Raw genomic sequence first — 18,887 nt, forward strand, 5'->3', positions numbered from 1 at the left:
ATAGGTACGTGCGCAGGGCTCATCACAGACGACGCATGTGTGCTAGTCTGCTGGCCCTTTTAGTTCTGGGCGGCGCGGGAAACGGCGTTTTCCTGTGTGGCCCTACAGCGGAGCCTCTTCATGTCCGAAGTTAATCTGTCCACCGACGAAACCCGCGTCAGCTACGGTATCGGCCGTCAGTTGGGCGACCAACTGCGCGACAACCCACCACCGGGCGTGAGCCTGGACGCGATCCTGGCCGGCCTGACCGACGCCTTCGGCGGTAAGCCAAGCCGTGTGGACCAGGAGCAAATGGCTGCAAGCTTCAAAGTCATCCGCGAGATCATGCAAGCCGAAGCCGCTGCCAAGGCTGAAGCCGCTGCTGGCGCCGGCCTGGCATTCCTGGCGGAAAACGCCAAGCGTGATGGCATCACCACCCTCGCTTCCGGTCTGCAATTTGAAGTGCTGACTGCCGGTACCGGCGCCAAGCCAACCCGTGAAGATCAAGTACGTACCCACTACCACGGCACCCTGATCGACGGCACTGTGTTCGACAGTTCCTACGAGCGCGGTCAGCCTGCAGAATTCCCGGTAGGGGGTGTGATCGCCGGCTGGACCGAAGCCCTGCAACTGATGAATGCCGGCAGCAAGTGGCGTCTGTACGTGCCGAGCGAACTGGCTTACGGCGCTCAAGGCGTTGGCAGCATTCCACCGCACAGCGTTCTGGTATTCGACGTCGAGCTGCTCGACGTTCTGTAAGATCTGCTGATTATCTGTGGGAACGAGCGTGCTCGCTCCCACAGAGTTTTGCGGGTGTGTTCATGGATGGAACTTGCCATTGAGCTCCGTCGCCGGGCGCAACGCTCGGGCATAGCAGAATAGAAACAGGTTTCTCACCACCTCTTTCAGCACACCGGGTTCACTTGAACTCAAGCCGTTGACGTCCAGGTCACCCTGATCCTGCAGTTCGTTCAACGCTTCTTCTTCCAGTACTGCGCAAACCTCACCGGTTTCCCGATGCAGAATCCGCAGGTAGGGGTGTGGGCGGTCCAGCCAGGCATCGATCAAATAAGTCATGGTTCATTCTCCTTGATGGGTTTCAATGAGAATAATTCTTATTCGTCGAATAGCAAGTGTCTATTGGCGGTTTTCTGGGTTTTCTGGAGGGACCGTTGCGTTCGGTCAAAGGAGATGGCGAAACGCCACCCCGCGGCGGGCGCGGGATGGAACCAGCAGATTCAGACCTTGCGGACGAACTCGGACTTGAGTTTCATCGGGCCGATGCCGTCGATCTTGCAGTCGATATCGTGGTCGCCGTCGCACAGGCGGATGTTCTTGACCTTGGTGCCGACCTTGACCACCAGGGATGTGCCTTTGACCTTGAGGTCCTTGATCACGGTGATGGTGTCGCCGTCTTGCAGGACGTTGCCCACAGAGTCTTTCTTCACGGTTTCGTCGCTGGCCGCTTCGGCTTCGCCGTTGACGGACCACTCATGGGCGCATTCCGGGCAGATCAGCTGGGCGCCGTCTTCGTAGGTGTATTCGGAATTGCATTTTGGGCAGGGTGGCAACGTGCTCACTAAAGTTCCTTGAAAGTCAGGAGGGCTAAAAGTCGCACATTATATAGGGAATTGGGCCAGGGGCGGGAATGGGTAATAGGCTTGAATGTGGGAGGGGGGCTCCCACATGCAGGTATTTCAGTGTGTCCGCGCGACCGCGAACTCACTCAGTTCGACCAGGGCGTCCCGGTATTCGCTGGCCGGCAGGGCTTCCAGGCACGCGATGGCACGTGCCGCGAAGTCGCGCGCCAGTTGCGCGGTGTAATCCAGGGAGCCGGAGGCTTCAACGGCTGCGCGGATGGCTTCCAGGTCTTCGATCCCGCCTTTCTGGATCGCCTTGCGTACCAGCGCAGCCTGTTCCGGGGTGCCTTCACGCATGGTGTAGATCAACGGCAGGGTCGGTTTGCCTTCGGCCAGGTCGTCGCCGACGTTCTTGCCCAGGGTTTCTGCGTCGCCACGGTAGTCGAGCAGGTCATCCACCAGTTGGAACGCCACGCCCAGGTGGTCGCCAAAGGTGCGCAGGGCTTCGGCCTGTGCGGCGGTTGCGCCGCACAGGGCGGCTGCGCTATGGGTCGAAGCTTCGAAGAGCATCGCGGTTTTGCCGCGAATGACTTCCATGTAGGTTTCTTCGGTGGTGCTGGCGTCGCGGACCTTCGACAGCTGCAATACTTCGCCTTCGGCGATGATGCGCGTGGCTTGTGAAAGAATTTTCATCACGGGCATCGAACCCAGTTCGACCATCATTTCGAACGAGCGCGAGTAAAGGAAATCGCCCACCAGCACGCTGGGAGCGTTGCCCCACATGGCATTGGCGGTCTCGCGACCCCGACGCATGCCGGACATGTCGACCACGTCGTCATGCAGCAGGGTGGCGGTGTGCAGGAACTCGATAGTTGCTGCCAGCAGGCGCAGGTCATCGCCTTGGCGGCCCAGGGCCTTGCCGCACAGCAACACTAATAAAGGACGCAGGCGTTTACCGCCCGCCGACGTAATGTAGTCGCCAATTTTGGAGACCAGCGGCACTTTAGACGTCAGCTGCTGCTTGATGATGCCGTCGACGGCGCTAAAATCGTCCGCGACCGCGCGGTAGAAAGCTTGGGGTTGCATCAGCGACAGTCGCTCCAGAAGGGTTGCGCGGCATGCTAGGACCCTGACCCCGCAGTGTCAAGGCGCGATGGACGGCCACTTGCAAGGCCTCTATAGCTTGCGTACAATCGCGCACCCTGAACTTCCTGGGCAGCACCTGCCTTACGCAATTGCATTCGGGACGTCCATCCCATGCAGCCATGCCAGCCAATACCTCTTCTTATAAAGAGCTGGGTGAGCAGGATTATCGGAGAAATACCATGTCGTACGCAGTAATTGTTACTGGTGGCAAGCAATACAAGGTCGCCCCAGGTGAATACCTGAAGATCGAAAAACTGGAAATCGCTACCGGCGAATCCGTTACTTTTGATCGCGTTCTGTTGGTCGCCAATGGCGATGACGTGAACATCGGCGCTCCAGTTGTTGCTGGCGCTACCGTTGTGGCTGAAGTGATCTCCCAAGGTCGTCACGATAAAGTCCGCATCATCAAGTTCCGTCGTCGTAAGCACCACATGAAGCGTATGGGCCACCGCCAGTGGTACACCGAGATCAAAATCACCGGTATTCAGGCTTAATTTCAGCCTAATTCCTCACTAGGAGAATTGACTCATGGCACACAAAAAAGCTGGTGGTAGTACCCGTAACGGTCGCGACTCAGAAGCCAAACGCCTTGGCGTGAAGATGTATGGCGGCCAGAAAATCATTCCGGGCAACATCATCGTGCGTCAGCGCGGCACCCAATTCCACGCCGGTTACGGTGTAGGCATGGGTAAAGATCACACCCTCTTCGCGAAAATCGAAGGCGTGATCAAGTTTGAAGTAAAAGGCGCTTTCAACCGCCGTTACGTGAGCGTTGTCGCAGCTTAATCGCGAGATCGCTGGAAAAGCCCTGTCTTGCGACGGGGCTTTTTCGTTTGTGGAGTGAGTCTCTTGCAAAGCTGTTTGTAATGGGCGAGAGCAGCAGGATTTGCGGTCGTTGCTTGAGGTCGCTGCGCTCATTTTTGCAAGAGTCTTATGTCTTGGTTTCTTAAGCTCGTCCAAGAGGCGAGAGGCGTTTTGTTATGAAGTTCGTTGATGAAGTTTCCATCCGAGTAAAAGCAGGCGACGGCGGTAACGGTTGCATGAGTTTCCGTCGCGAAAAATTCATCGAAAACGGTGGCCCCAACGGCGGTGATGGCGGTGATGGCGGTTCCATCTACATGATGGCCGACGAAAACCTCAACACCCTGGTCGACTACCGTTACACCCGGCACTTCGACGCCGAGCGTGGCTCCAACGGCGGCAGCACCGACTGCACCGGTAAAAAAGGCGAGGACCTGGTACTGCGCGTACCGGTCGGCACCACGATCATCGACTCCGCGACCCAGGAAGTGATTGGCGACCTGACCAAGGCCGGCCAGAAGCTGATGGTTGTGCAGGGCGGCTGGCACGGTCTGGGTAACACCCGATTCAAGTCCAGTACCAACCGTGCACCGCGCCAGACCACACCGGGCAAGCCGGGCGAGCAGCGTGACCTGAAGCTGGAAATGAAAGTACTCGCCGACGTGGGCCTGCTGGGCCTGCCGAACGCCGGTAAAAGTACCTTCATCCGCTCGGTCTCGGCCGCCAAGCCGAAAGTCGCCGACTACCCGTTCACCACCCTGGTGCCGAACCTGGGCGTGGTCAGCGTCGACCGTTGGAAAAGCTTCGTGATCGCCGACATTCCCGGCCTGATCGAAGGTGCTTCCGATGGCGCGGGCCTGGGCATCCGCTTCCTCAAGCACTTGTCGCGTACCCGTTTGCTGCTGCATCTGGTCGACATGGCCCCGCTGGATGACACCAGCGCGCCGGACGCTGCCGAAGTGATCGTCAACGAGTTGACCAAGTTCAGCCCGTCCCTGGCTGAGCGTGATCGCTGGCTGGTACTGAACAAGTGCGATCAGATCCTCGAAGAAGAACACGAGGCCCGCGTCAAGGAAATCGTCGACCGCCTGGAGTGGGAAGGCCCGGTCTATGTGATCTCGGCCATCGCCAAAGAAGGCACCGAGCGCCTGACCCGCGACATCATGCGCTACCTGGAAGACCGCGCCGACCGCCTGGCGGCCGACCCGGTGTACAAGGCCGAACTGGCCGAGCTCGACCAGCGCATCGAAGACGAAGCCCGTGCTCAGCTGCAGGCCCTGGATGACCAGCGTGCCCTGCGCCGCAGCGGCGTGAAGTCGGTCCATGACATCGGCGACGATGATTGGGACGAAGAAGACGTGGATGATGAAGATGGCCCGGAAATCATTTACGTGCGCGACTGATTCGTTGCGATAAACTTGAACGCCGCTCCTTATAGAGCGGCGTTTTGGTATCCGGGTATAACGTTATGGGCGGCGCTGGGTCGCGCGGCCCTCACTTTAAGGTTGAAGATGATGCGGAGCAAAGTGACAGGTGCGCAGCGCTGGGTCGTGAAGATCGGCAGTGCGTTGCTGACGGCGGATGGCAAGGGGCTCGATCGCGCAGCCATGAGCGTCTGGGTCGAGCAAATGGTGGCCTTGCATGAGGCCGGTGTCGAGTTGGTGCTGGTGTCGTCCGGGGCGGTTGCCGCCGGGATGAGCCGCCTCGGCTGGACCGCGCGACCCAGCGCGATGCACGAACTGCAAGCCGCCGCCGCCATCGGCCAGATGGGCCTGGTGCAAGCCTGGGAATCCAGCTTCGCCGAGCACGGCCGCCACACCGCGCAGGTCCTGCTGACCCACGACGACCTGTCCGACCGCAAGCGCTATCTCAACGCTCGCAGTACCTTGCGTGCGCTGGTGGAGCTCAAGGTCATTCCGGTGATCAATGAAAACGACACGGTGGTCACCGACGAAATCCGCTTCGGCGACAACGACACCCTGGCCGCCCTGGTAGCCAACCTGGTGGAAGCCGACCTGCTGGTGATCCTCACCGACCGCGACGGCATGTTCGACGCCGACCCGCGCAATAACCCCGACGCGCAATTGATCTACGAAGCCCGTGCCGATGATCCGGCCCTGGACGCCGTGGCCGGCAGCGTCGGTGGCGCCCTGGGCCGTGGTGGCATGCAGACCAAGCTGCGTGCCGCACGCCTGGCTGCGCGTTCCGGTGCGCACACCATCATCGTCGGCGGGCGCCTGGAGCGTGTGCTGGACCGCCTCAAGGCCGGTGAACGCATCGGTACGCTGCTGTCGCCGGAGCGCGGCATGCTGGCTGCGCGCAAACAGTGGCTGGCCGGCCATCTGCAAACCCGTGGCACCCTGGTGCTGGACGATGGCGCTGTGTCGGCCTTGTCTCAAGGCAACAAGAGCCTGCTGCCGGTGGGCGTCAAGCTGGTGCAAGGCAGTTTCCGCCGTGGCGAGATGGTCGTGTGCGTCGCGCCGGACGGCCGTGAGATCGCCCGCGGCCTGGCCAACTACAGCGCGCTGGAAGCGCAGAAAATCATTGGGCAATCGTCTGACGCGATTGTCGGACTATTGGGTTACATGGCCGAACCGGAACTGGTTCACCGCGATAACCTGATCCTGGTTTAACCAAAGGAATACACGATGCGCGTAATGAAGGGATTGCTCGGCCTGCTGCTGGCCATGCCGCTGCTGGCTAGTGCCGAAGAAATCGGTCAGGTGTCGACGGTGTTCAAGTTCGTCGGCCCCAACGACCGCATTGTGGTCGAGGCGTTTGACGACCCCAAGGTTGATGGCGTGACCTGCTACCTGTCCCGCGCCAAGACCGGCGGTGTCAAAGGTGGCCTGGGCCTGGCCGAAGACCGCGCCGAAGCCTCGATTGCCTGCCGCCAGGTCGGGCCGATTCGCTTCAAGGGCGAACTCAAGGACGGCGACGAAGTGTTCAAGGAGCGCACCTCCCTGGTGTTCAAGACCATGCAAGTGGTGCGCTTTCTCGATAAGAAGCGCAATACCCTGGTTTACCTGGTCTACAGCGACCGTTTGATCGAAGGTAGCCCGCAGAATGCAGTGACTGCGATTCCGATTTTGCCCTGGCCTACCGCTCAGTAACTCGCAGGCGAGTTTTGCAATCGGCGTCTATGATTGCAGGCTTGCGGGTTGTAATCTCGCAGAGCCGCAATGCGAAGAACATGGGATATCTGGAGTTCGTCATGAGCGCTTTCCACGACCTGAAACTCAAAGCTTTAGACGGACATGAGCTGCCGCTGGCGCCTTTCAAGGGGCAAGTGGTACTGGTGGTCAACGTGGCCTCCAAATGTGGCCTGACCCCGCAATACGCGGCGTTGGAAAACCTCTATCAGCAGTACAAGGACCAGGGTTTTACCGTGCTTGGCCTGCCTTGCAACCAGTTTGCAGGCCAGGAACCGGGCACCGAGGAAGAAATCCAGGCGTTCTGCAGCCTCAACTACGGCGTGACGTTTCCATTGGGCAGCAAGCTTGATGTGAATGGCCATGATCGCCATCAGCTCTACCGCTTGCTGGCGGGCGAGGGCGCAGAGTTTCCTGGGGATATCACCTGGAACTTCGAAAAATTCCTGCTGGGCAAGGATGGGCGAGTGCTTGCACGCTTTTCGCCGCGCACCGCGCCGGACGATCCAACGATCGTCCATGCCATCGAAAAAGCCCTGAGCTGAACATCTCTCGGTGTTGCTTCAAGCTGCAAGTAGGCCGCTCTTCTTGAGGCTTGCAGCTTGCCGCTGCCTCCATATCCCTTAATCACCCAGATCAATAGTGCTATGAAGCACCTTGAACTCACCATATTATCGGCATCATAAATCCAGTCTCCCGTGGAGCGCTTCCATGCCTGTCCAAGCCTTGTTCAAACCGTTCCAGCTCGGTGCACTGACGCTGTCGACCCGCGTAGTCATGGCGCCGATGACCCGCTCGTTCTCCCCAGGTGGCGTGCCCAATTCCAAGGTCATCGAGTACTACCGCCGCCGCGCTGCCGCCGGCGTGGGGCTGATCATTACCGAAGGCACTGTGGTGGGGCATCAAGCGTCCAACGGCTACCCGAATGTTCCGCATTTCTACGGTGATGCCGCACTGGCCGGTTGGAAAAAAGTGGTCGACGCCGTACACGCAGAAGGGGGCAAGATTGTCCCGCAGCTGTGGCATGTGGGCAGCGTGCGCCGCATCGGCACCGAACCGGACGCCAGCGTGCCGGCATATGGTCCGATGGAAAAACTCAAGGATGGCGCCGTCGTTGTCCATGGCATGACCACCCAAGACATCAAAGACGTGATCAATGCCTTCGCCCAAGCCGCCAAGGATGCCCAACGCATCGGTATGGACGGCGTGGAGATCCACGGTGCCCACGGCTACTTGGTGGACCAGTTCTTCTGGGAAGGCAGCAACCAGCGCACCGACGAATATGGTGGCAGCCTGGCCAACCGTTCGCGCTTTGCCATCGAGTTGATCCAGGCGGCCCGCGCCGCTGTCGGCCCTGATTTCCCGATCATTTTCCGTTTCTCCCAATGGAAGCAGCAGGACTACACCGCGCGCCTGGTGCACACCCCGCAGGCGCTGGGAGAATTCCTCAAGCCGTTGGCCGACGCCGGTGTGGATATTTTCCACTGCTCTACCCGTCGCTTCTGGGAGCCGGAGTTTGAAGGCTCCGACCTCAACCTGGCCGGCTGGACCCGCCAACTCACCGGCAAGCCAACCATCACGGTCGGGAGCGTCGGCCTGGATGGCGAGTTCCTGCAGTTCATGGTCAACACCGATAAAGTTGCACAGCCGGCGAGCCTGGAAAAACTGCTGGAGCGCCTGAACAACGAGGAGTTTGACCTGGTAGCCGTAGGGCGCGCACTGCTGGTGGACCCGGATTGGGCGGTGAAGGTGCGCGAAGGACGCGAGAGTGACATCCTGCCGTTCAGTCGTGAGGCATTGACGACCCTGGTTTGAATGGCAGGTAAACATGCGGTTTTCAACGGGAGGCAAGGGGTGGAAGACCCTGCCTCCCGTTTTGTTTCAGCTATTTACTGCGTTGTCCTGTCACAGGTCGCGGTATGGGTTGTTCCCCCCGGCGGGTATGTTGCGGCTGGTTCCAGCCGTCATCCGCGCGGGGGTAGTGCGGACGGTGACTGTCGTAATCCGGTCGGGTAGGTAGCGGGCGGTTCCAGCCATAATCAGGTCGGGTGTATTGCGGTCGGTGATTATCGTAGTCCGGGCGGGTTGGGTAAGGACGGTGATTATCGTAGTCCGGGGGGCTTGGGTAAGGACGGTGATTGTCGTAGTCCGGGCGGGCTGGGTAAGGACGATGATTGTCATAGTCCGGGCGGGTTGCGTACGGACGGTGGTGATTGTCGTATTCCGGGCGGGTAGGACGCGGACGGTAACTGCCGTAATCCGGGTGGGTAGGCAGTGGCTGATTCCAGCCGTAATCCGGACGTTCAGGCCGTGGTTGGCCCCAATTGGGCGGGGTTTCCTTTCCATACATCGCCATTTCATATCCGCCGCCGGATCGCCTCAATTCGGGAGCCTGTGCAGTGTTCTGGGTCTGCGTGTTGTGGTGCAGCAATTGCGGAGCCATTGGCCCATTGATCAGTGTCGACATAACGCTCTCTATCAATTTTTCGTGAGAAATACCTGCCTGATTCGGGGTGATCCAACAGGAAAACACCTTCGATAGCAGGTGTCATGTGGGTGGTGACTGGCAGCGCGACGTTCCCGAAATATGCCGTTGTAGCTCGGTGATTCGGGGGGTACGCAGAGACGATTGCGAAGATTGGAACCGGTTTTAGGGGGCGTGCCGGGAGGCGTGGTGAACCGACTTACGGCACTCGCAGATCGTTCAGTGCAGGTGTGGCGGGTTTGGATGGGGTAAAACCCTGCGCGCACACACCACGTAACTGGTTCTCGAATTGCTCGATAATGGCTGGCCAGCCTTGGCGACTGGCATGCTGACGCGCATTCAGGCGCACCCTGCGCAAGGTCTCGCGCTCTTCAAGCAACCAGTTGGCCGCATCGCAGAAGGCTTCTTCATCCCCCGGCATCGCAGTCACACCGTTGTAGCCGTGGCGGATGTGCTGGGTCGCCGCCGCCTGATCGTATGCCACTACCCCCAACCCTGAAGCCATGGCCTCCAGCACAACGTTGCCGAAGGTTTCGGTCAGGCTGGGGAACAGGAATAGGTCGCCCGACGCGTAATGCCGGGCCAATTCTTCACCGCGCAAAGTACCGCAGAAAATCGCCTCGGGCAGTGCTTTTTCCATCGCTGCGCGCTGCGGGCCATCACCGACGATGATCAGTTTCATCTGGTGCAGTGGATACCTGTCTTGCAGGGTTTCGAAACAACGTTTTAGCAGCCCCAGGTTTTTTTCCTGGGCCAGGCGACCTACATGTAATACGGCGATCTGTTCACTGTTCAACGCCCAGCTTTCACGCAGTGTGTTATCGCGTTTGGCCGGGTGGAACAATTGGCTGTCGACCCCGCGCGCCAGCATTCCCAGGCGTTCGAAATTGCGGCGTTCCAACTCCAGGCGTTGGCTAGCGCTCGGCACCAGGGTCAAGGTCGAGCGGTTATGAAACCAGCGCAGATAATGGGTGACCATGCGGCTCAGCATGCTCAAGCCATATTGGTTCGAATACTGCTGGAAATTGGTGTGGAAACCGCTGACCACACTGATACCCAGGCGCCGTGCCGCACGCAGGGCCGATAGCCCCAACGGCCCTTCCGTGGCGATATACAGCACATCGGGACGTTGGCGCGTCCAGCGCCGCAGCAATTTGTGCATCGACGACTGGCCCCACTGCAGGCCCGGGTAACCCGGCAGCGGCCAGCCGCGGCACAGCAGCAGTTGGTCGTCGTTGGGGCGGCTCTGGTCGGCGCCCTGGCGAGGGCGTACCAGCTCGACTTGATGGCCGCGCGCGCGCAACCCCTCGCACAGGCGGCCAAGGGTATTGGCCACCCCGTTGATTTCCGGCGGGAAGGTTTCGGTAATTAAGGTGATGTGAAGCGAGGCTGTCGTCATGACCCACAGTGTCTCTGCGGGCCATGTCGTCATTGTGTCATTGGGATGATGGATTTATGACTTGGCCATGTTTTGCCGCGTCATCGCCTCGGCGCCTTGCTCGCGTACCCAGAACAACGTGGCCCCGGCCACGGCCGCCGGCATCATCAGCAGGTTGACCACCGGCACCAGCAACACCAGATAGACGATGCCGCCGAAGCTCATGCTCTGCCAGCGCTTCTGGCGCAGCCAGGCGAGCATTTCGTTCCAGCCCAGCTTGTGGTTGTCGGCCGGGTAGTCGATGTATTGGATCGCCATCATCCACACACCGAACAGCAGCCACAACGGCGCCGCGATCAGGTTGACCACCGGGATGAACGACAGGATAAACAAGCCGATGGCGCGTGGCAGGAAGTAGCCCAGTTTGCGCATCTCACGAGCCAGGGTGCGCGGCACCATCGCGGCCAGCTCACCCCAACTGAACGGCGGGAAGTCATCGGTGCCACGCACCACCACTTCAACTTTTTCTGCGAGAAAACCGTTGAACGGTGCCGCGATGATATTGGCGAGCATGGTGAAGGTAAAAAACACCATCAACACCACCAGCACCACGAAAAGCGGCCACAAAATATAGCTGAGGAAGCTCAACCAACTGGGCAGCGTCGGCATCAGGCTATCGACCCACAGGCTGAACTGATGGCCGGCGAAATAGATCAAGCCGACGAACAGCACCAGGTTGATTGCCAGCGGCAGCAGCACAAACAGGCGCAGGCCGGGGCTCAACACCAGTTTGAGGCCCTCGCGCAGGTATTGCGGGCCGGAAAGAGCAGGGGCGGGCATGGAGAACTCCGAGCAGTGGGACAAACGCGCCGACCTTACCGGCTTTGCCGGTTGGGCGAAAGCGGCGACATCAGCAGTAACAAACGTCTCGATCAACCGAGTCGACTGCATAGAGACCACCTATGAGCTGGATTGTTATTCCGTATTTCCTTAATCTTGCCCCCCTCGATACGCTGCACCCATTATTTTTCAGGGCCTGCGAGTTCAAGCCTTCCCCAAGTGCTTCGCGGTCCTTTTTTATTCCAGCCGCCTTGTTGTCCGGGCGGTCGACAGGAGTGAGTCATGTCTGATACCCGTCATTCGCGAGTGATTATTCTCGGTTCCGGCCCTGCCGGTTACAGCGCTGCCGTCTACGCTGCCCGGGCCAACCTCAAGCCGCTGCTGATCACCGGCATGCAGGCGGGCGGTCAGTTGACCACCACCACTGAAGTCGACAACTGGCCGGGCGATGTCCACGGCCTGACCGGCCCGGCGCTGATGGAGCGGATGAAAGAACACGCCGAGCGTTTTGAAACCGAGATCGTGTTCGATCACATCAACCAGGTCGATTTTTCCAAGAAGCCTTACAGCCTGACCGGCGACAGCGGTGTCTACACCTGTGACGCCTTGATCATCGCCACTGGCGCCAGCGCCCGTTACCTGGGCCTGCCGTCCGAAGAAGCGTTCATGGGCAAAGGCGTTTCCGCCTGCGCGACCTGCGACGGTTTCTTTTATCGCAATAAACCGGTCGCCGTTGTCGGCGGCGGGAACACGGCCGTTGAGGAGGCGCTGTACCTGGCCAACATCGCCAGCACCGTGACCCTGATTCACCGCCGTGAAACCTTCCGCGCCGAGAAAATCCTGATCGACAAGCTGCATGCCCGTGTCGCTGAAGGCAAGATCATCCTCAAGCTCAACGCCACCCTGGACGAAGTCTTGGGCGACAACATGGGCGTGACCGGTGCGCGCTTGAAGAACAACGACGGCAGCTTCGACGAGCTGAAAGTCGACGGCGTGTTCATTGCCATCGGCCATACGCCGAACACTTCGTTGTTCGAAGGCGTGCTCGAAGCCAAAGATGGCTACCTGGTGGTGCAAGGCGGCCGTGAAGGCAATGCGACTGCGACCAACATTGAAGGTATCTTCGCTGCCGGTGACGTGGCCGACCACGTGTACCGCCAGGCCATCACCTCGGCCGGTGCCGGTTGCATGGCGGCCCTGGATGCCGAGCGCTACCTCGACGGCTTGCAGAACGCCTCGTTCTAACCAACGCCGCAAAACCAATGTAGGAGGGGGCTTGCTCCCGATGGCCTGCGCAGCAGGCCCAGCTTTTCAAACCCAAAGCTGGGGCCGCTTCGCGGCACATCGGGAGCAAGCCCCCTCCCACATGTTAACCATCGTCCGCTCTATCGCTTAACTGACTGGCATTAGGGCTTGTCCCCTCCCATATTTTGCTTAACGCCTGACTCAGGCGCGGCGAGTCAGTGGCTGCGCGCTGAACTTCACACCGGCCAAGCCGTTGGTGATCAATGCACGGATGTTGCCATGGTCGCTGCCCTCAGGCGTCGCCACCACCGAGCGGTAATGCTCACCAAATGCCAGCAGTGCTTCCTGATCGCTCAAGCCTTCCAGCAGGGCCAAACCCAGCGTCTTGCACGACCCTTCGTTCTGCCCGGCCGCGTTTTCCACGTTGCCGTTGGTGAACGCTTGCGGCTGGTAGTCATAACCGGCAGCGACAAACGCCAAGGTATCGGCAAAAGCATGTTCGCCGCTGTTGAGGCTGGCACGCAGGGTATTCAAATCAGTCATGGGGTTTTCCTTTGGCGAACGCCGCTTGTTGGTCGGCGTTGGCTTCTTTCTGGTATTGGGCTTTCCACTCGGCATACGGCATGCCGTACACCACTTCCCGGGCGTCATCGAGGCTCAGCTCGATCCGGCGCTCGTCAGCCTCGGCCTTGTACCACTTTGACAGGCAGTTACGGCAGAAGCCGGCGAGGTTCATCAGGTCGATGTTCTGCACGTCCTTGCGGCTGTCCAGATGGGCCACCAAACGGCGGAAGGCGGCGGCTTCGAGTTCGAGACGTTGTTGATCGGTCATGGGGGTCTCTTTGAGACAGCTGTCAGCGGTTAAGCTTCAAGCTGCAAGTTGGAATGGGGTTGGCTTTTAGCTTGTCGCTTGTCGCTAACGGCTTGCAGCTAACGTTATCGACACCGATTCGGCAAAACGCAGCGCATGCGGCTTGTCCACTTCGACTTCGGCATACAGCACCGATTCGTTACTCATCACCAGGTCCAGCAACTCCTGAGTGAGGCGCTCCAGCAAGGCGAAGCGATTGCCTTCGACGTGGGCGATGATGGCCTTGGTGATGGTGCGGTAGTTCAGCGCGTGGTCGATGTCGTTGTCACGCACGGCTTCCTGGGCGGCATACAGGATCGTCAGGTTGATCAGCACATCCTGCTTGTTGAGGATTTCGTCCTCGTTGATACCGATAAATGTGCGCAGGCACAGGTCCTTGACCCGGATGCGCGCCATGCCTGGTTGAAGTTGTGGCATTGCTATTTGCTCCGTCCAATCAGTTGCAGGAACTCCATGCGCGTGGTGTTCGACTCGCGGAACGCGCCGAGCATCACCGAAGTGTTCATGGTTGAGTTCTGTTTCTCCACACCGCGCATCATCATGCACATGTGCTTGGCTTCGATCACCACCGCCACGCCGGCGGCCTGGGTGACCTGCTGGATCGCGTCGGCAATTTGCCGCGTGAGGTTTTCCTGGATCTGCAGGCGCCGCGCATACATGTCGACAATGCGCGCCAGCTTCGACAGGCCGAGCACCTTGCCGGTTGGAATATAGGCCACATGGGCCTTGCCGATAAAGGGCAGCAGGTGGTGCTCGCAGAGTGAATACAGCTCGATGTCCTTGAGGATCACCATCTCGTCGTTATCGGACGCGAACAGTGCGCCATTGACGATCTCGTCCAGGTTCTGCTCGTAGCCGTGACACAGGTACTGCATGGCCTTGGCGGCGCGCTTGGGCGTGTCGAGCAAGCCTTCGCGCTGCGGGTCTTCGCCCAGGCCCTTGAGGATCTCGCGGTAATGGTGGGGCAGGGATAAGGTCATACGACATCCTCAAAAACGGCTTACTTGATATGCCGCCCACCGTTGACGGTCAGGGTGGTTCCGGTGACATAGGGGTTGTCCAGCAGGTAACGCAGGCTCTGGTAGATCACCTGCGGCCCGGGTTCGATGCCCAGAGCGGACTTGGCCAACACCTTGGCGCGGTAGGCGGCGTCGTCGTCCTCGTTGAACATTACCATTGCCGGGGCGATGCCGTTGACCTTGATCAGCGGCGCGAACTGCGCGGCAAACGACAGCGTCAGGCTGTCGAGCCCGGCCTTGGTGGCGCAGTAGGCAATGTGCTGGCGACTGCCCTTGCGCACCACATCATCACTGATATGCACGATATCGGCAGGCGTCGAGCGCTGCAGCAACGCTGAACAATGCAGGTTGATCAGGTAGGGCGCAAGCATGTGCACGCTGAACATGTCCTGCAAGGCGCGGCTTTCATCGCCCGGCGTCTCCGCGATCCATGCCGAGGCGTTGTGGACGATCGCACGCAGGCTGTCGGTGTGAGTCTTCAACTGCGTGATAAACGCAAGAATCCCGGCTTCGCTGGAAAAATCGGCAAACAGGCCGATCGCGCCACGCTCGCGCAACGTCTGGATGCCTTCGCGCTCGCTGCGGTAGCTGAACATCACCGGGTAACCGTCATCCAGCAGGCGCTCGGCGCAGTGCAGGCCGACGCGCTGGCTGGCGCCGGTGATCAGGATCGGGGCGTTGGTTGCAGTCATGGGGGGACTCAAATCGCTGGCAGGTTGAAATGATACCAGCGACCGGCCCCCCTGTACTCACGCGGCGGCTTCAGCGGCCTTGCGCGGTGGCGTGGGATGTAGCCAGTTTGCCAGCAGGTGGGTCGACAACGGAATAAAGCAGTAAACCATCAATGGCGTGAGTGCGGCCGTGCTGACCAGCACGCGGCTGAACAGGTCCAGCTCGCTGAGCAATGGCCCAAGGCCGAAATTGAACAGCAGTGACACCGGGAAAAACGCCAGCCAGATAGCCACCGCCTGTTTCCAGCGGGGAGGGCGTGCGCCCGCGGCGCCGAACCAGCCGTCAATACCTCTGACGCGATGTTCGGACGGGTCGGCAAACAGCTCGCTGCCACGGCTCAGCCAGGCACTGCGCGAAGCGGAGAACTCCCAGGCATGCAGGGTTTTTTCGTCGGCGAAGCGGAAGATGATCTGAAATTCGTCATCGTTGGGTGGCGGGGCCAGTACGCCGGAGCCCAGGTAACCCGGGAAGTCGGTGGCCAGTTGCTCGCCTTCGCGCAGCCAGGCCATCAATTCTTCGTAGCGTCCTTTGGCCACGCGACGCGCGACCATCAAGGTAACGGGGGAGGTAGACATTGTGTATCTCCAGATAACGGGTGCGCGACACCGGGTAGGTGGCGCACGAACGAAGCTGCGGGGGTGTTGCAGCTACGTGGAAAAAACAGGCAAGGATTATTCCTGTTTTGCAAAAATGCGCCAGTGACATTGGTCTGAAGGGCACACACCTTGAAAAAGACAGTTCTAAAGGCGTTAAATGAATGCCCAGTTACCGTTGGTTTTTGTTCAAAATGCCCGTGAATACTGCTCCGATAGATAGCACTTCGCTTCTAGATCCGACCGATTCAGACCAGCTGTTTCCGATTCGTGAAGTCTCGAGATTGACAGGCATCAATCCGGTCACGCTGCGCGCCTGGGAGCGCCGTTATGGCCTGATTCAGCCCACACGCACCGAAAGTGGGCATCGGCTCTACTCCAAGAGCGATATTGAAACCGTTCATCGCATTCTCGATTGGGTCGAACGCGGTGTGGCAGTGAGCAAGGTGGGCAAGATCCTCGCGCGTGACGAGCAGCAGGCAAAACTCGTACGTTCCGAGCAGGGCACGGTCGAAAACGCAGAATGGTCGCAATGGCAGGCACGCCTGATGCAGGCCGTCAGTGTTTTCGACGATCGCGTGCTGGAGCAGTTGTATGGCCAGATCCTGGGCACCTACCCCCTCAGTGTGGCGTTCCAGAACATCCTGATGCCGCTTTGGGGCGAGCTGCTGCATCATCAGAACCAGTTCGGTCAGGCCAGCGAATGGTTGTTCTACGATGCCTTCCTGCGCGTGCAGGCCCTGCAGCGCCTGCAGGTGGCCTGCGCCTCTTCGGCGCCGCGGGTGGTGATGGCCGCGATTCCCGGCGAGTGTCGTAAATTGGAGTTGCTGGTCGCGGCATTACTGATCAGTCGTGATGACCTGGCCATCAAGGTGCTCGCGATGGGCCAGCCTTTTGATGAGTTGACACTGATCTGTGAGAAGACCCATCCGCGCGCGCTCGTTGTCTTCTCCAACCATTCACACCGACATGACCTGCACAAGCGTCTGAACCGGTTGGCGTTGACGCTCGATTGCCCGCTGTTTCTGGCCGGTGCGGCTTCGGAACTGGCCGAAGACGACCTCGCAGGCTCCTCCATCGGCTGCCTGGGCAACGAAGGGCGCTTGATGCAGCGCCGCTTGCAGCAGTTCCTCAACGGGCAGTTGGATACCTGAAGTCAGGCATGTACGTGGGGGTGGACCAGGCGATGCTGATGCAGGATGAACTGGCGCAAGCGCTCGATTTCATCCGCGTTACTCTGGTTCAAGCGATAAGCGAACAAGCCCCGGGCGGTTTCCCGCTCCAGCGCGCCACGCAAGGCAATGCGTTCGTAACCTGACGGGCTGAACCACAGGGAAAAGGTTTTTGGCGGCTTGGCCCGGCCCCGAAACTCCACCAGCACACCCTTGAATGACACCTCATGCACCCAGAGCGCTCCCGGGTTGCCGCGTACATTTTCCAGCGGCACCGGTGCTTCAAGGGCCAGGCGCCAGGGGCGGACCATCGGCCCATCTTCGAAAATGCTCGGCACGCCCAGGCGCAGATGCACCGCATGAAACTCGTCTTCAACCAATTGCAGGGGAAAGGTGAGCTGCTGGTTGTCGAACTGCGCCTGGATGGTGACATGGTCATGGGCGGCCAGCCGCGTGAGCAAATCGCGGATCTGTGCACCGCCATTGACGGTCAGGCTCGACCCGGCATCCCGCAAGTTGAGTTGCGGGTTATGTTGCATATCTTGGATGAAATCCAGTTCGTCCTGCGTCAAGAGAGCGTCGCGGTGCATTGATGTAGCTCAAGGGTGAGGCATTAAAAAGCCATTATCGCTCTAAAGACTGCATTTTTTACAGTTTGTTAAATCCACTCGTCGCCTTGAGCGCCGCCAGCTCGCGTTTAAGCTCGGCCACTTCGGCCTCCAGCTGTGTCACGCGCTGCTGGGCTTTGACTTGGGTGGTGACGTCTTTTTGCACACCGACGAAGTAGGTCTGCTTATCCGCTTCGTTGTACACCGTGGAAAGCGACAACTCGTTCCAGAAGTGGGTGCCGTCCTTGCGGTAGTTGCGCAGGATTTCGCGGCAGGCACCGCCGCTGTCGAGGGCTTCGCGAATGGCCATCAGGGCGGGTTGGTCGCGGTCACCCGACTGCAGGAAACGGCAGTCCTGATACAGGATGTCGTCCAGCGCGTAGCCGGTCAGGCGTTCGAACGCCGGGTTGACGTAGATCAGCGGCTTGTCCTTGCCTTCGCGTTCGGCGACGACGATACCGTCGTTGGAAGCGTTGACCACCATTTGCATCAGCTTGGCGTTAATCATCGAGCGGTCCGTGGCGTGTTCTGGAGCTTGGAGTTTATGGCAAGTCTTGAATGTTGCACGTGGCGCGCTGAAAAATTTGCGCCTACTGCTAATATCCCACGCTTTCGCTCAATGACAGGATCAGATTGATGAAAGTCGCCATCCTTTCCGGCTCGGTGTACGGCACGGCTGAAGAAGTCGCCCGCCACGCCGTCGGCATCCTCAACGCGGCCGGTTTTGAAGCCTGGCACAACCCTCGCGCCACCCTGGCCGATGTGCAGGCGTTTGCCCCCCAGGCGTTTCTGGCGGTGACCTCCACCACCGGCATGGGGGAATTGCCCGACAACCTGCAACCCCTGTATTCGAGCATTCGCGACCAACTGCCGGCGGCCTGGCGTGGCCTGCCCGGTGCCGTGATCGGCCTGGGCGACGCCAGTTATGGCGACACCTTCTGCGGCGGTGGCGAGCAAATGCGCGAGCTGTTCGGCGAACTGGGCGTACGTGAGGTACTGCCGATGCTGCGCCTGGACGCCAGCGAAAGCGTGACCCCGGAAGCCGACGCCGAACCGTGGTTGGCCGAGTTGATCATCGCACTGCGCGGCTGATCGCAAGCGCGCAACAATACCAGCGTCCGCCGCGCCTTTATTGGCGGCGGTTCTCTGACACGACTTGTACTATTCTCATGGCTGACTCGTTCAGTCATCAAGCTGGCTGGCAAGGCGACTCCGCACGCCACGACGCCTGACTAGACTGGCCCCTCACTCAAAAAATAATAAGAAATGCACCAAGGAGGTCGTTG

25 protein-coding genes are annotated in these 18,887 nt (G+C 59.7%); 12 read left to right on the forward strand and 13 right to left on the reverse strand.

Annotated elements, in window-relative coordinates; all coding sequences use genetic code 11:
- The first annotated feature begins 120 nt into the window (after window positions 1-120).
- Window positions 121-738, forward strand: coding sequence for an FKBP-type peptidyl-prolyl cis-trans isomerase (locus tag DK870_RS25360; RefSeq protein WP_060754395.1), 618 nt, complete (start codon window positions 121-123; stop codon window positions 736-738).
- A gap of 60 nt (window positions 739-798) precedes the next feature.
- Here the strand turns inward: DK870_RS25360 and DK870_RS25365 are convergent, their stop codons facing one another.
- The 3 genes from DK870_RS25365 to DK870_RS25375 all read right to left on the reverse strand — a co-directional run bounded on the left by DK870_RS25365 (window position 799) and on the right by DK870_RS25375 (window position 2,645).
- Window positions 799-1,056: a hypothetical protein gene (locus tag DK870_RS25365; RefSeq protein ID WP_003194088.1), complete on the reverse strand. Its 258-nt coding sequence runs from the start codon at window positions 1,054-1,056 to the stop codon at window positions 799-801.
- Window positions 1,057-1,217: 161 nt separating this feature from the next.
- Window positions 1,218-1,559 (reverse strand): zinc ribbon domain-containing protein YjdM, encoded by a 342-nt coding sequence (locus tag DK870_RS25370; RefSeq protein ID WP_060754394.1) that lies wholly within the window; start codon window positions 1,557-1,559, stop codon window positions 1,218-1,220.
- Window positions 1,560-1,676: 117 nt separating this feature from the next.
- Window positions 1,677-2,645: a polyprenyl synthetase family protein gene (locus tag DK870_RS25375; protein ID WP_060754393.1), complete on the reverse strand. Its 969-nt coding sequence runs from the start codon at window positions 2,643-2,645 to the stop codon at window positions 1,677-1,679.
- A 239-nt stretch (window positions 2,646-2,884) separates the two neighbouring features.
- Here DK870_RS25375 and rplU point away from each other — a divergent pair, with 239 nt between their 5' ends.
- From rplU to DK870_RS25410, 7 genes are all read left to right on the forward strand, one after another.
- Entirely contained in the window at window positions 2,885-3,199 is a 315-nt protein-coding gene (gene rplU, locus DK870_RS25380; RefSeq protein ID WP_003176051.1) for a 50S ribosomal protein L21, read from the forward strand.
- A 34-nt stretch (window positions 3,200-3,233) separates the two neighbouring features.
- Entirely contained in the window at window positions 3,234-3,491 is a 258-nt protein-coding gene (gene rpmA, locus DK870_RS25385; protein WP_003176049.1) for a 50S ribosomal protein L27, read from the forward strand.
- 194 nt (window positions 3,492-3,685) lie between these two features.
- Complete coding sequence (gene cgtA / locus DK870_RS25390; protein WP_060754392.1) at window positions 3,686-4,909, forward strand: Obg family GTPase CgtA; 1,224 nt, start codon at window positions 3,686-3,688, stop codon at window positions 4,907-4,909.
- Window positions 4,910-5,020: 111 nt separating this feature from the next.
- Window positions 5,021-6,139, forward strand: a complete 1,119-nt coding sequence (gene proB / locus DK870_RS25395; protein WP_060754391.1) for a glutamate 5-kinase — start codon at window positions 5,021-5,023, stop codon at window positions 6,137-6,139.
- Between the two features lie 15 nt (window positions 6,140-6,154).
- Complete coding sequence (locus DK870_RS25400) at window positions 6,155-6,619, forward strand: CreA family protein (RefSeq protein ID WP_015885841.1); 465 nt, start codon at window positions 6,155-6,157, stop codon at window positions 6,617-6,619.
- Window positions 6,620-6,720: 101 nt separating this feature from the next.
- A complete protein-coding gene (locus tag DK870_RS25405; protein WP_060754390.1) occupies window positions 6,721-7,203 on the forward strand; it encodes a glutathione peroxidase in 483 nt (160 codons plus the stop codon).
- Between the two features lie 166 nt (window positions 7,204-7,369).
- A complete protein-coding gene (locus tag DK870_RS25410; RefSeq protein WP_104994805.1) occupies window positions 7,370-8,473 on the forward strand; it encodes an NADH:flavin oxidoreductase in 1,104 nt (367 codons plus the stop codon).
- An 869-nt stretch (window positions 8,474-9,342) separates the two neighbouring features.
- Here the strand turns inward: DK870_RS25410 and DK870_RS25415 are convergent.
- Both DK870_RS25415 and cysZ read right to left on the reverse strand, forming a co-directional pair.
- Window positions 9,343-10,542, reverse strand: coding sequence for a glycosyltransferase family 1 protein (locus tag DK870_RS25415; RefSeq protein ID WP_104994803.1), 1,200 nt, complete (start codon window positions 10,540-10,542; stop codon window positions 9,343-9,345).
- Between the two features lie 54 nt (window positions 10,543-10,596).
- The gene (gene cysZ / locus DK870_RS25420; protein WP_060754386.1) at window positions 10,597-11,361 is read right to left on the reverse strand and encodes a sulfate transporter CysZ; all 765 of its coding nucleotides are present in this window, start codon (window positions 11,359-11,361) and stop codon (window positions 10,597-10,599) included.
- Here cysZ and DK870_RS29465 point away from each other — a divergent pair.
- Together DK870_RS29465 and trxB are read left to right on the forward strand one after the other, a co-directional pair.
- Entirely contained in the window at window positions 11,360-11,515 is a 156-nt protein-coding gene (locus DK870_RS29465; RefSeq protein ID WP_178126908.1) for a hypothetical protein, read from the forward strand. The genes cysZ and DK870_RS29465 overlap by 2 nt on opposite strands.
- 128 nt (window positions 11,516-11,643) lie before the next feature.
- Window positions 11,644-12,606, forward strand: coding sequence for a thioredoxin-disulfide reductase (gene trxB, locus DK870_RS25425; RefSeq protein ID WP_104994787.1), 963 nt, complete (start codon window positions 11,644-11,646; stop codon window positions 12,604-12,606).
- A 201-nt stretch (window positions 12,607-12,807) separates the two neighbouring features.
- On the opposite strand, the gene DK870_RS25430 is transcribed toward trxB, so the two are convergent.
- The 6 genes from DK870_RS25430 to DK870_RS25455 all read right to left on the reverse strand — a co-directional run bounded on the left by DK870_RS25430 (window position 12,808) and on the right by DK870_RS25455 (window position 15,803).
- Window positions 12,808-13,149 carry a HopJ type III effector protein gene (locus DK870_RS25430; RefSeq protein WP_104994786.1) on the reverse strand — a complete coding sequence of 114 codons (342 nt, stop codon included), beginning with the start codon at window positions 13,147-13,149 and terminating at the stop codon, window positions 12,808-12,810.
- A complete protein-coding gene (locus tag DK870_RS25435) occupies window positions 13,142-13,438 on the reverse strand; it encodes a DUF1244 domain-containing protein (RefSeq protein WP_060754384.1) in 297 nt (98 codons plus the stop codon). The genes DK870_RS25430 and DK870_RS25435 overlap by 8 nt, the downstream gene beginning before the upstream one ends.
- An 84-nt stretch (window positions 13,439-13,522) precedes the next feature.
- The gene (folX, locus tag DK870_RS25440; RefSeq protein ID WP_003194073.1) at window positions 13,523-13,894 is read right to left on the reverse strand and encodes a dihydroneopterin triphosphate 2'-epimerase; all 372 of its coding nucleotides are present in this window, start codon (window positions 13,892-13,894) and stop codon (window positions 13,523-13,525) included.
- A gap of 2 nt (window positions 13,895-13,896) precedes the next feature.
- Window positions 13,897-14,457 carry a GTP cyclohydrolase I FolE gene (folE, locus tag DK870_RS25445; RefSeq protein WP_090368599.1) on the reverse strand — a complete coding sequence of 187 codons (561 nt, stop codon included), beginning with the start codon at window positions 14,455-14,457 and terminating at the stop codon, window positions 13,897-13,899.
- A gap of 20 nt (window positions 14,458-14,477) precedes the next feature.
- Window positions 14,478-15,188 (reverse strand): dihydromonapterin reductase, encoded by a 711-nt coding sequence (gene folM / locus DK870_RS25450; RefSeq protein ID WP_104994785.1) that lies wholly within the window; start codon window positions 15,186-15,188, stop codon window positions 14,478-14,480.
- 57 nt (window positions 15,189-15,245) lie between these two features.
- A complete protein-coding gene (locus DK870_RS25455) occupies window positions 15,246-15,803 on the reverse strand; it encodes an antibiotic biosynthesis monooxygenase (protein ID WP_104994784.1) in 558 nt (185 codons plus the stop codon).
- 212 nt (window positions 15,804-16,015) lie between these two features.
- On the opposite strand from DK870_RS25455, the gene DK870_RS25460 reads away from it, so the two are divergent.
- The gene (locus DK870_RS25460; RefSeq protein WP_161550077.1) at window positions 16,016-16,975 is read left to right on the forward strand and encodes a MerR family transcriptional regulator; all 960 of its coding nucleotides are present in this window, start codon (window positions 16,016-16,018) and stop codon (window positions 16,973-16,975) included.
- 2 nt (window positions 16,976-16,977) lie between these two features.
- Here the strand turns inward: DK870_RS25460 and DK870_RS25465 are convergent, their stop codons facing one another.
- Window positions 16,978-17,583, reverse strand: a complete 606-nt coding sequence (locus tag DK870_RS25465; RefSeq protein WP_060754380.1) for a hypothetical protein — start codon at window positions 17,581-17,583, stop codon at window positions 16,978-16,980.
- Between the two features lie 58 nt (window positions 17,584-17,641).
- Window positions 17,642-18,109, reverse strand: a complete 468-nt coding sequence (locus DK870_RS25470) for a PAS domain-containing protein (RefSeq protein ID WP_060754379.1) — start codon at window positions 18,107-18,109, stop codon at window positions 17,642-17,644.
- A 128-nt stretch (window positions 18,110-18,237) separates the two neighbouring features.
- Between DK870_RS25470 and DK870_RS25475 the strand changes: the two genes are divergently transcribed.
- Window positions 18,238-18,693: a flavodoxin gene (locus tag DK870_RS25475; RefSeq protein ID WP_060754378.1), complete on the forward strand. Its 456-nt coding sequence runs from the start codon at window positions 18,238-18,240 to the stop codon at window positions 18,691-18,693.
- The last annotated feature ends 194 nt before the right edge of the window (window positions 18,694-18,887 follow it).

It is taken from the genome of Pseudomonas sp. Q1 (assembly GCF_009935975.1).
GTDB classification, from domain to species: domain Bacteria; phylum Pseudomonadota; class Gammaproteobacteria; order Pseudomonadales; family Pseudomonadaceae; genus Aquipseudomonas; species Aquipseudomonas palleroniana.

Excerpts from the sequence above, each read along its gene's own strand:
- DK870_RS25430 (WP_104994786.1), bottom strand. The coding sequence starts at position 13,149 with ATGACTGATTTGAATACCCTGCGTGCCAGCCTCAACAGCGGCGAACAT.
- folM (WP_104994785.1), bottom strand. The coding sequence starts at position 15,188 with ATGACTGCAACCAACGCCCCGATCCTGATCACCGGCGCCAGCCAGCGC.
- DK870_RS25465 (WP_060754380.1), bottom strand. The coding sequence starts at position 17,583 with ATGCACCGCGACGCTCTCTTGACGCAGGACGAACTGGATTTCATCCAA.
- DK870_RS25455 (WP_104994784.1), bottom strand. The coding sequence starts at position 15,803 with ATGTCTACCTCCCCCGTTACCTTGATGGTCGCGCGTCGCGTGGCCAAA.
- DK870_RS25460 (WP_161550077.1), top strand. The coding sequence starts at position 16,016 with ATGCCCGTGAATACTGCTCCGATAGATAGCACTTCGCTTCTAGATCCG.
- cysZ (WP_060754386.1), bottom strand. The coding sequence starts at position 11,361 with ATGCCCGCCCCTGCTCTTTCCGGCCCGCAATACCTGCGCGAGGGCCTC.
- DK870_RS25375 (WP_060754393.1), bottom strand. The coding sequence starts at position 2,645 with ATGCAACCCCAAGCTTTCTACCGCGCGGTCGCGGACGATTTTAGCGCC.
- proB (WP_060754391.1), top strand. The coding sequence starts at position 5,021 with ATGCGGAGCAAAGTGACAGGTGCGCAGCGCTGGGTCGTGAAGATCGGC.
- DK870_RS25400 (WP_015885841.1), top strand. The coding sequence starts at position 6,155 with ATGCGCGTAATGAAGGGATTGCTCGGCCTGCTGCTGGCCATGCCGCTG.
- trxB (WP_104994787.1), top strand. The coding sequence starts at position 11,644 with ATGTCTGATACCCGTCATTCGCGAGTGATTATTCTCGGTTCCGGCCCT.
- folE (WP_090368599.1), bottom strand. The coding sequence starts at position 14,457 with ATGACCTTATCCCTGCCCCACCATTACCGCGAGATCCTCAAGGGCCTG.
- DK870_RS25415 (WP_104994803.1), bottom strand. The coding sequence starts at position 10,542 with ATGACGACAGCCTCGCTTCACATCACCTTAATTACCGAAACCTTCCCG.
- DK870_RS25410 (WP_104994805.1), top strand. The coding sequence starts at position 7,370 with ATGCCTGTCCAAGCCTTGTTCAAACCGTTCCAGCTCGGTGCACTGACG.
- rplU (WP_003176051.1), top strand. The coding sequence starts at position 2,885 with ATGTCGTACGCAGTAATTGTTACTGGTGGCAAGCAATACAAGGTCGCC.
- cgtA (WP_060754392.1), top strand. The coding sequence starts at position 3,686 with ATGAAGTTCGTTGATGAAGTTTCCATCCGAGTAAAAGCAGGCGACGGC.
- DK870_RS25405 (WP_060754390.1), top strand. The coding sequence starts at position 6,721 with ATGAGCGCTTTCCACGACCTGAAACTCAAAGCTTTAGACGGACATGAG.
- folX (WP_003194073.1), bottom strand. The coding sequence starts at position 13,894 with ATGCCACAACTTCAACCAGGCATGGCGCGCATCCGGGTCAAGGACCTG.
- DK870_RS25470 (WP_060754379.1), bottom strand. The coding sequence starts at position 18,109 with ATGATTAACGCCAAGCTGATGCAAATGGTGGTCAACGCTTCCAACGAC.
- DK870_RS25475 (WP_060754378.1), top strand. The coding sequence starts at position 18,238 with ATGAAAGTCGCCATCCTTTCCGGCTCGGTGTACGGCACGGCTGAAGAA.
- DK870_RS25365 (WP_003194088.1), bottom strand. The coding sequence starts at position 1,056 with ATGACTTATTTGATCGATGCCTGGCTGGACCGCCCACACCCCTACCTG.
- DK870_RS25435 (WP_060754384.1), bottom strand. The coding sequence starts at position 13,438 with ATGACCGATCAACAACGTCTCGAACTCGAAGCCGCCGCCTTCCGCCGT.
- DK870_RS25360 (WP_060754395.1), top strand. The coding sequence starts at position 121 with ATGTCCGAAGTTAATCTGTCCACCGACGAAACCCGCGTCAGCTACGGT.
- rpmA (WP_003176049.1), top strand. The coding sequence starts at position 3,234 with ATGGCACACAAAAAAGCTGGTGGTAGTACCCGTAACGGTCGCGACTCA.
- DK870_RS29465 (WP_178126908.1), top strand. The coding sequence starts at position 11,360 with ATGGAGAACTCCGAGCAGTGGGACAAACGCGCCGACCTTACCGGCTTT.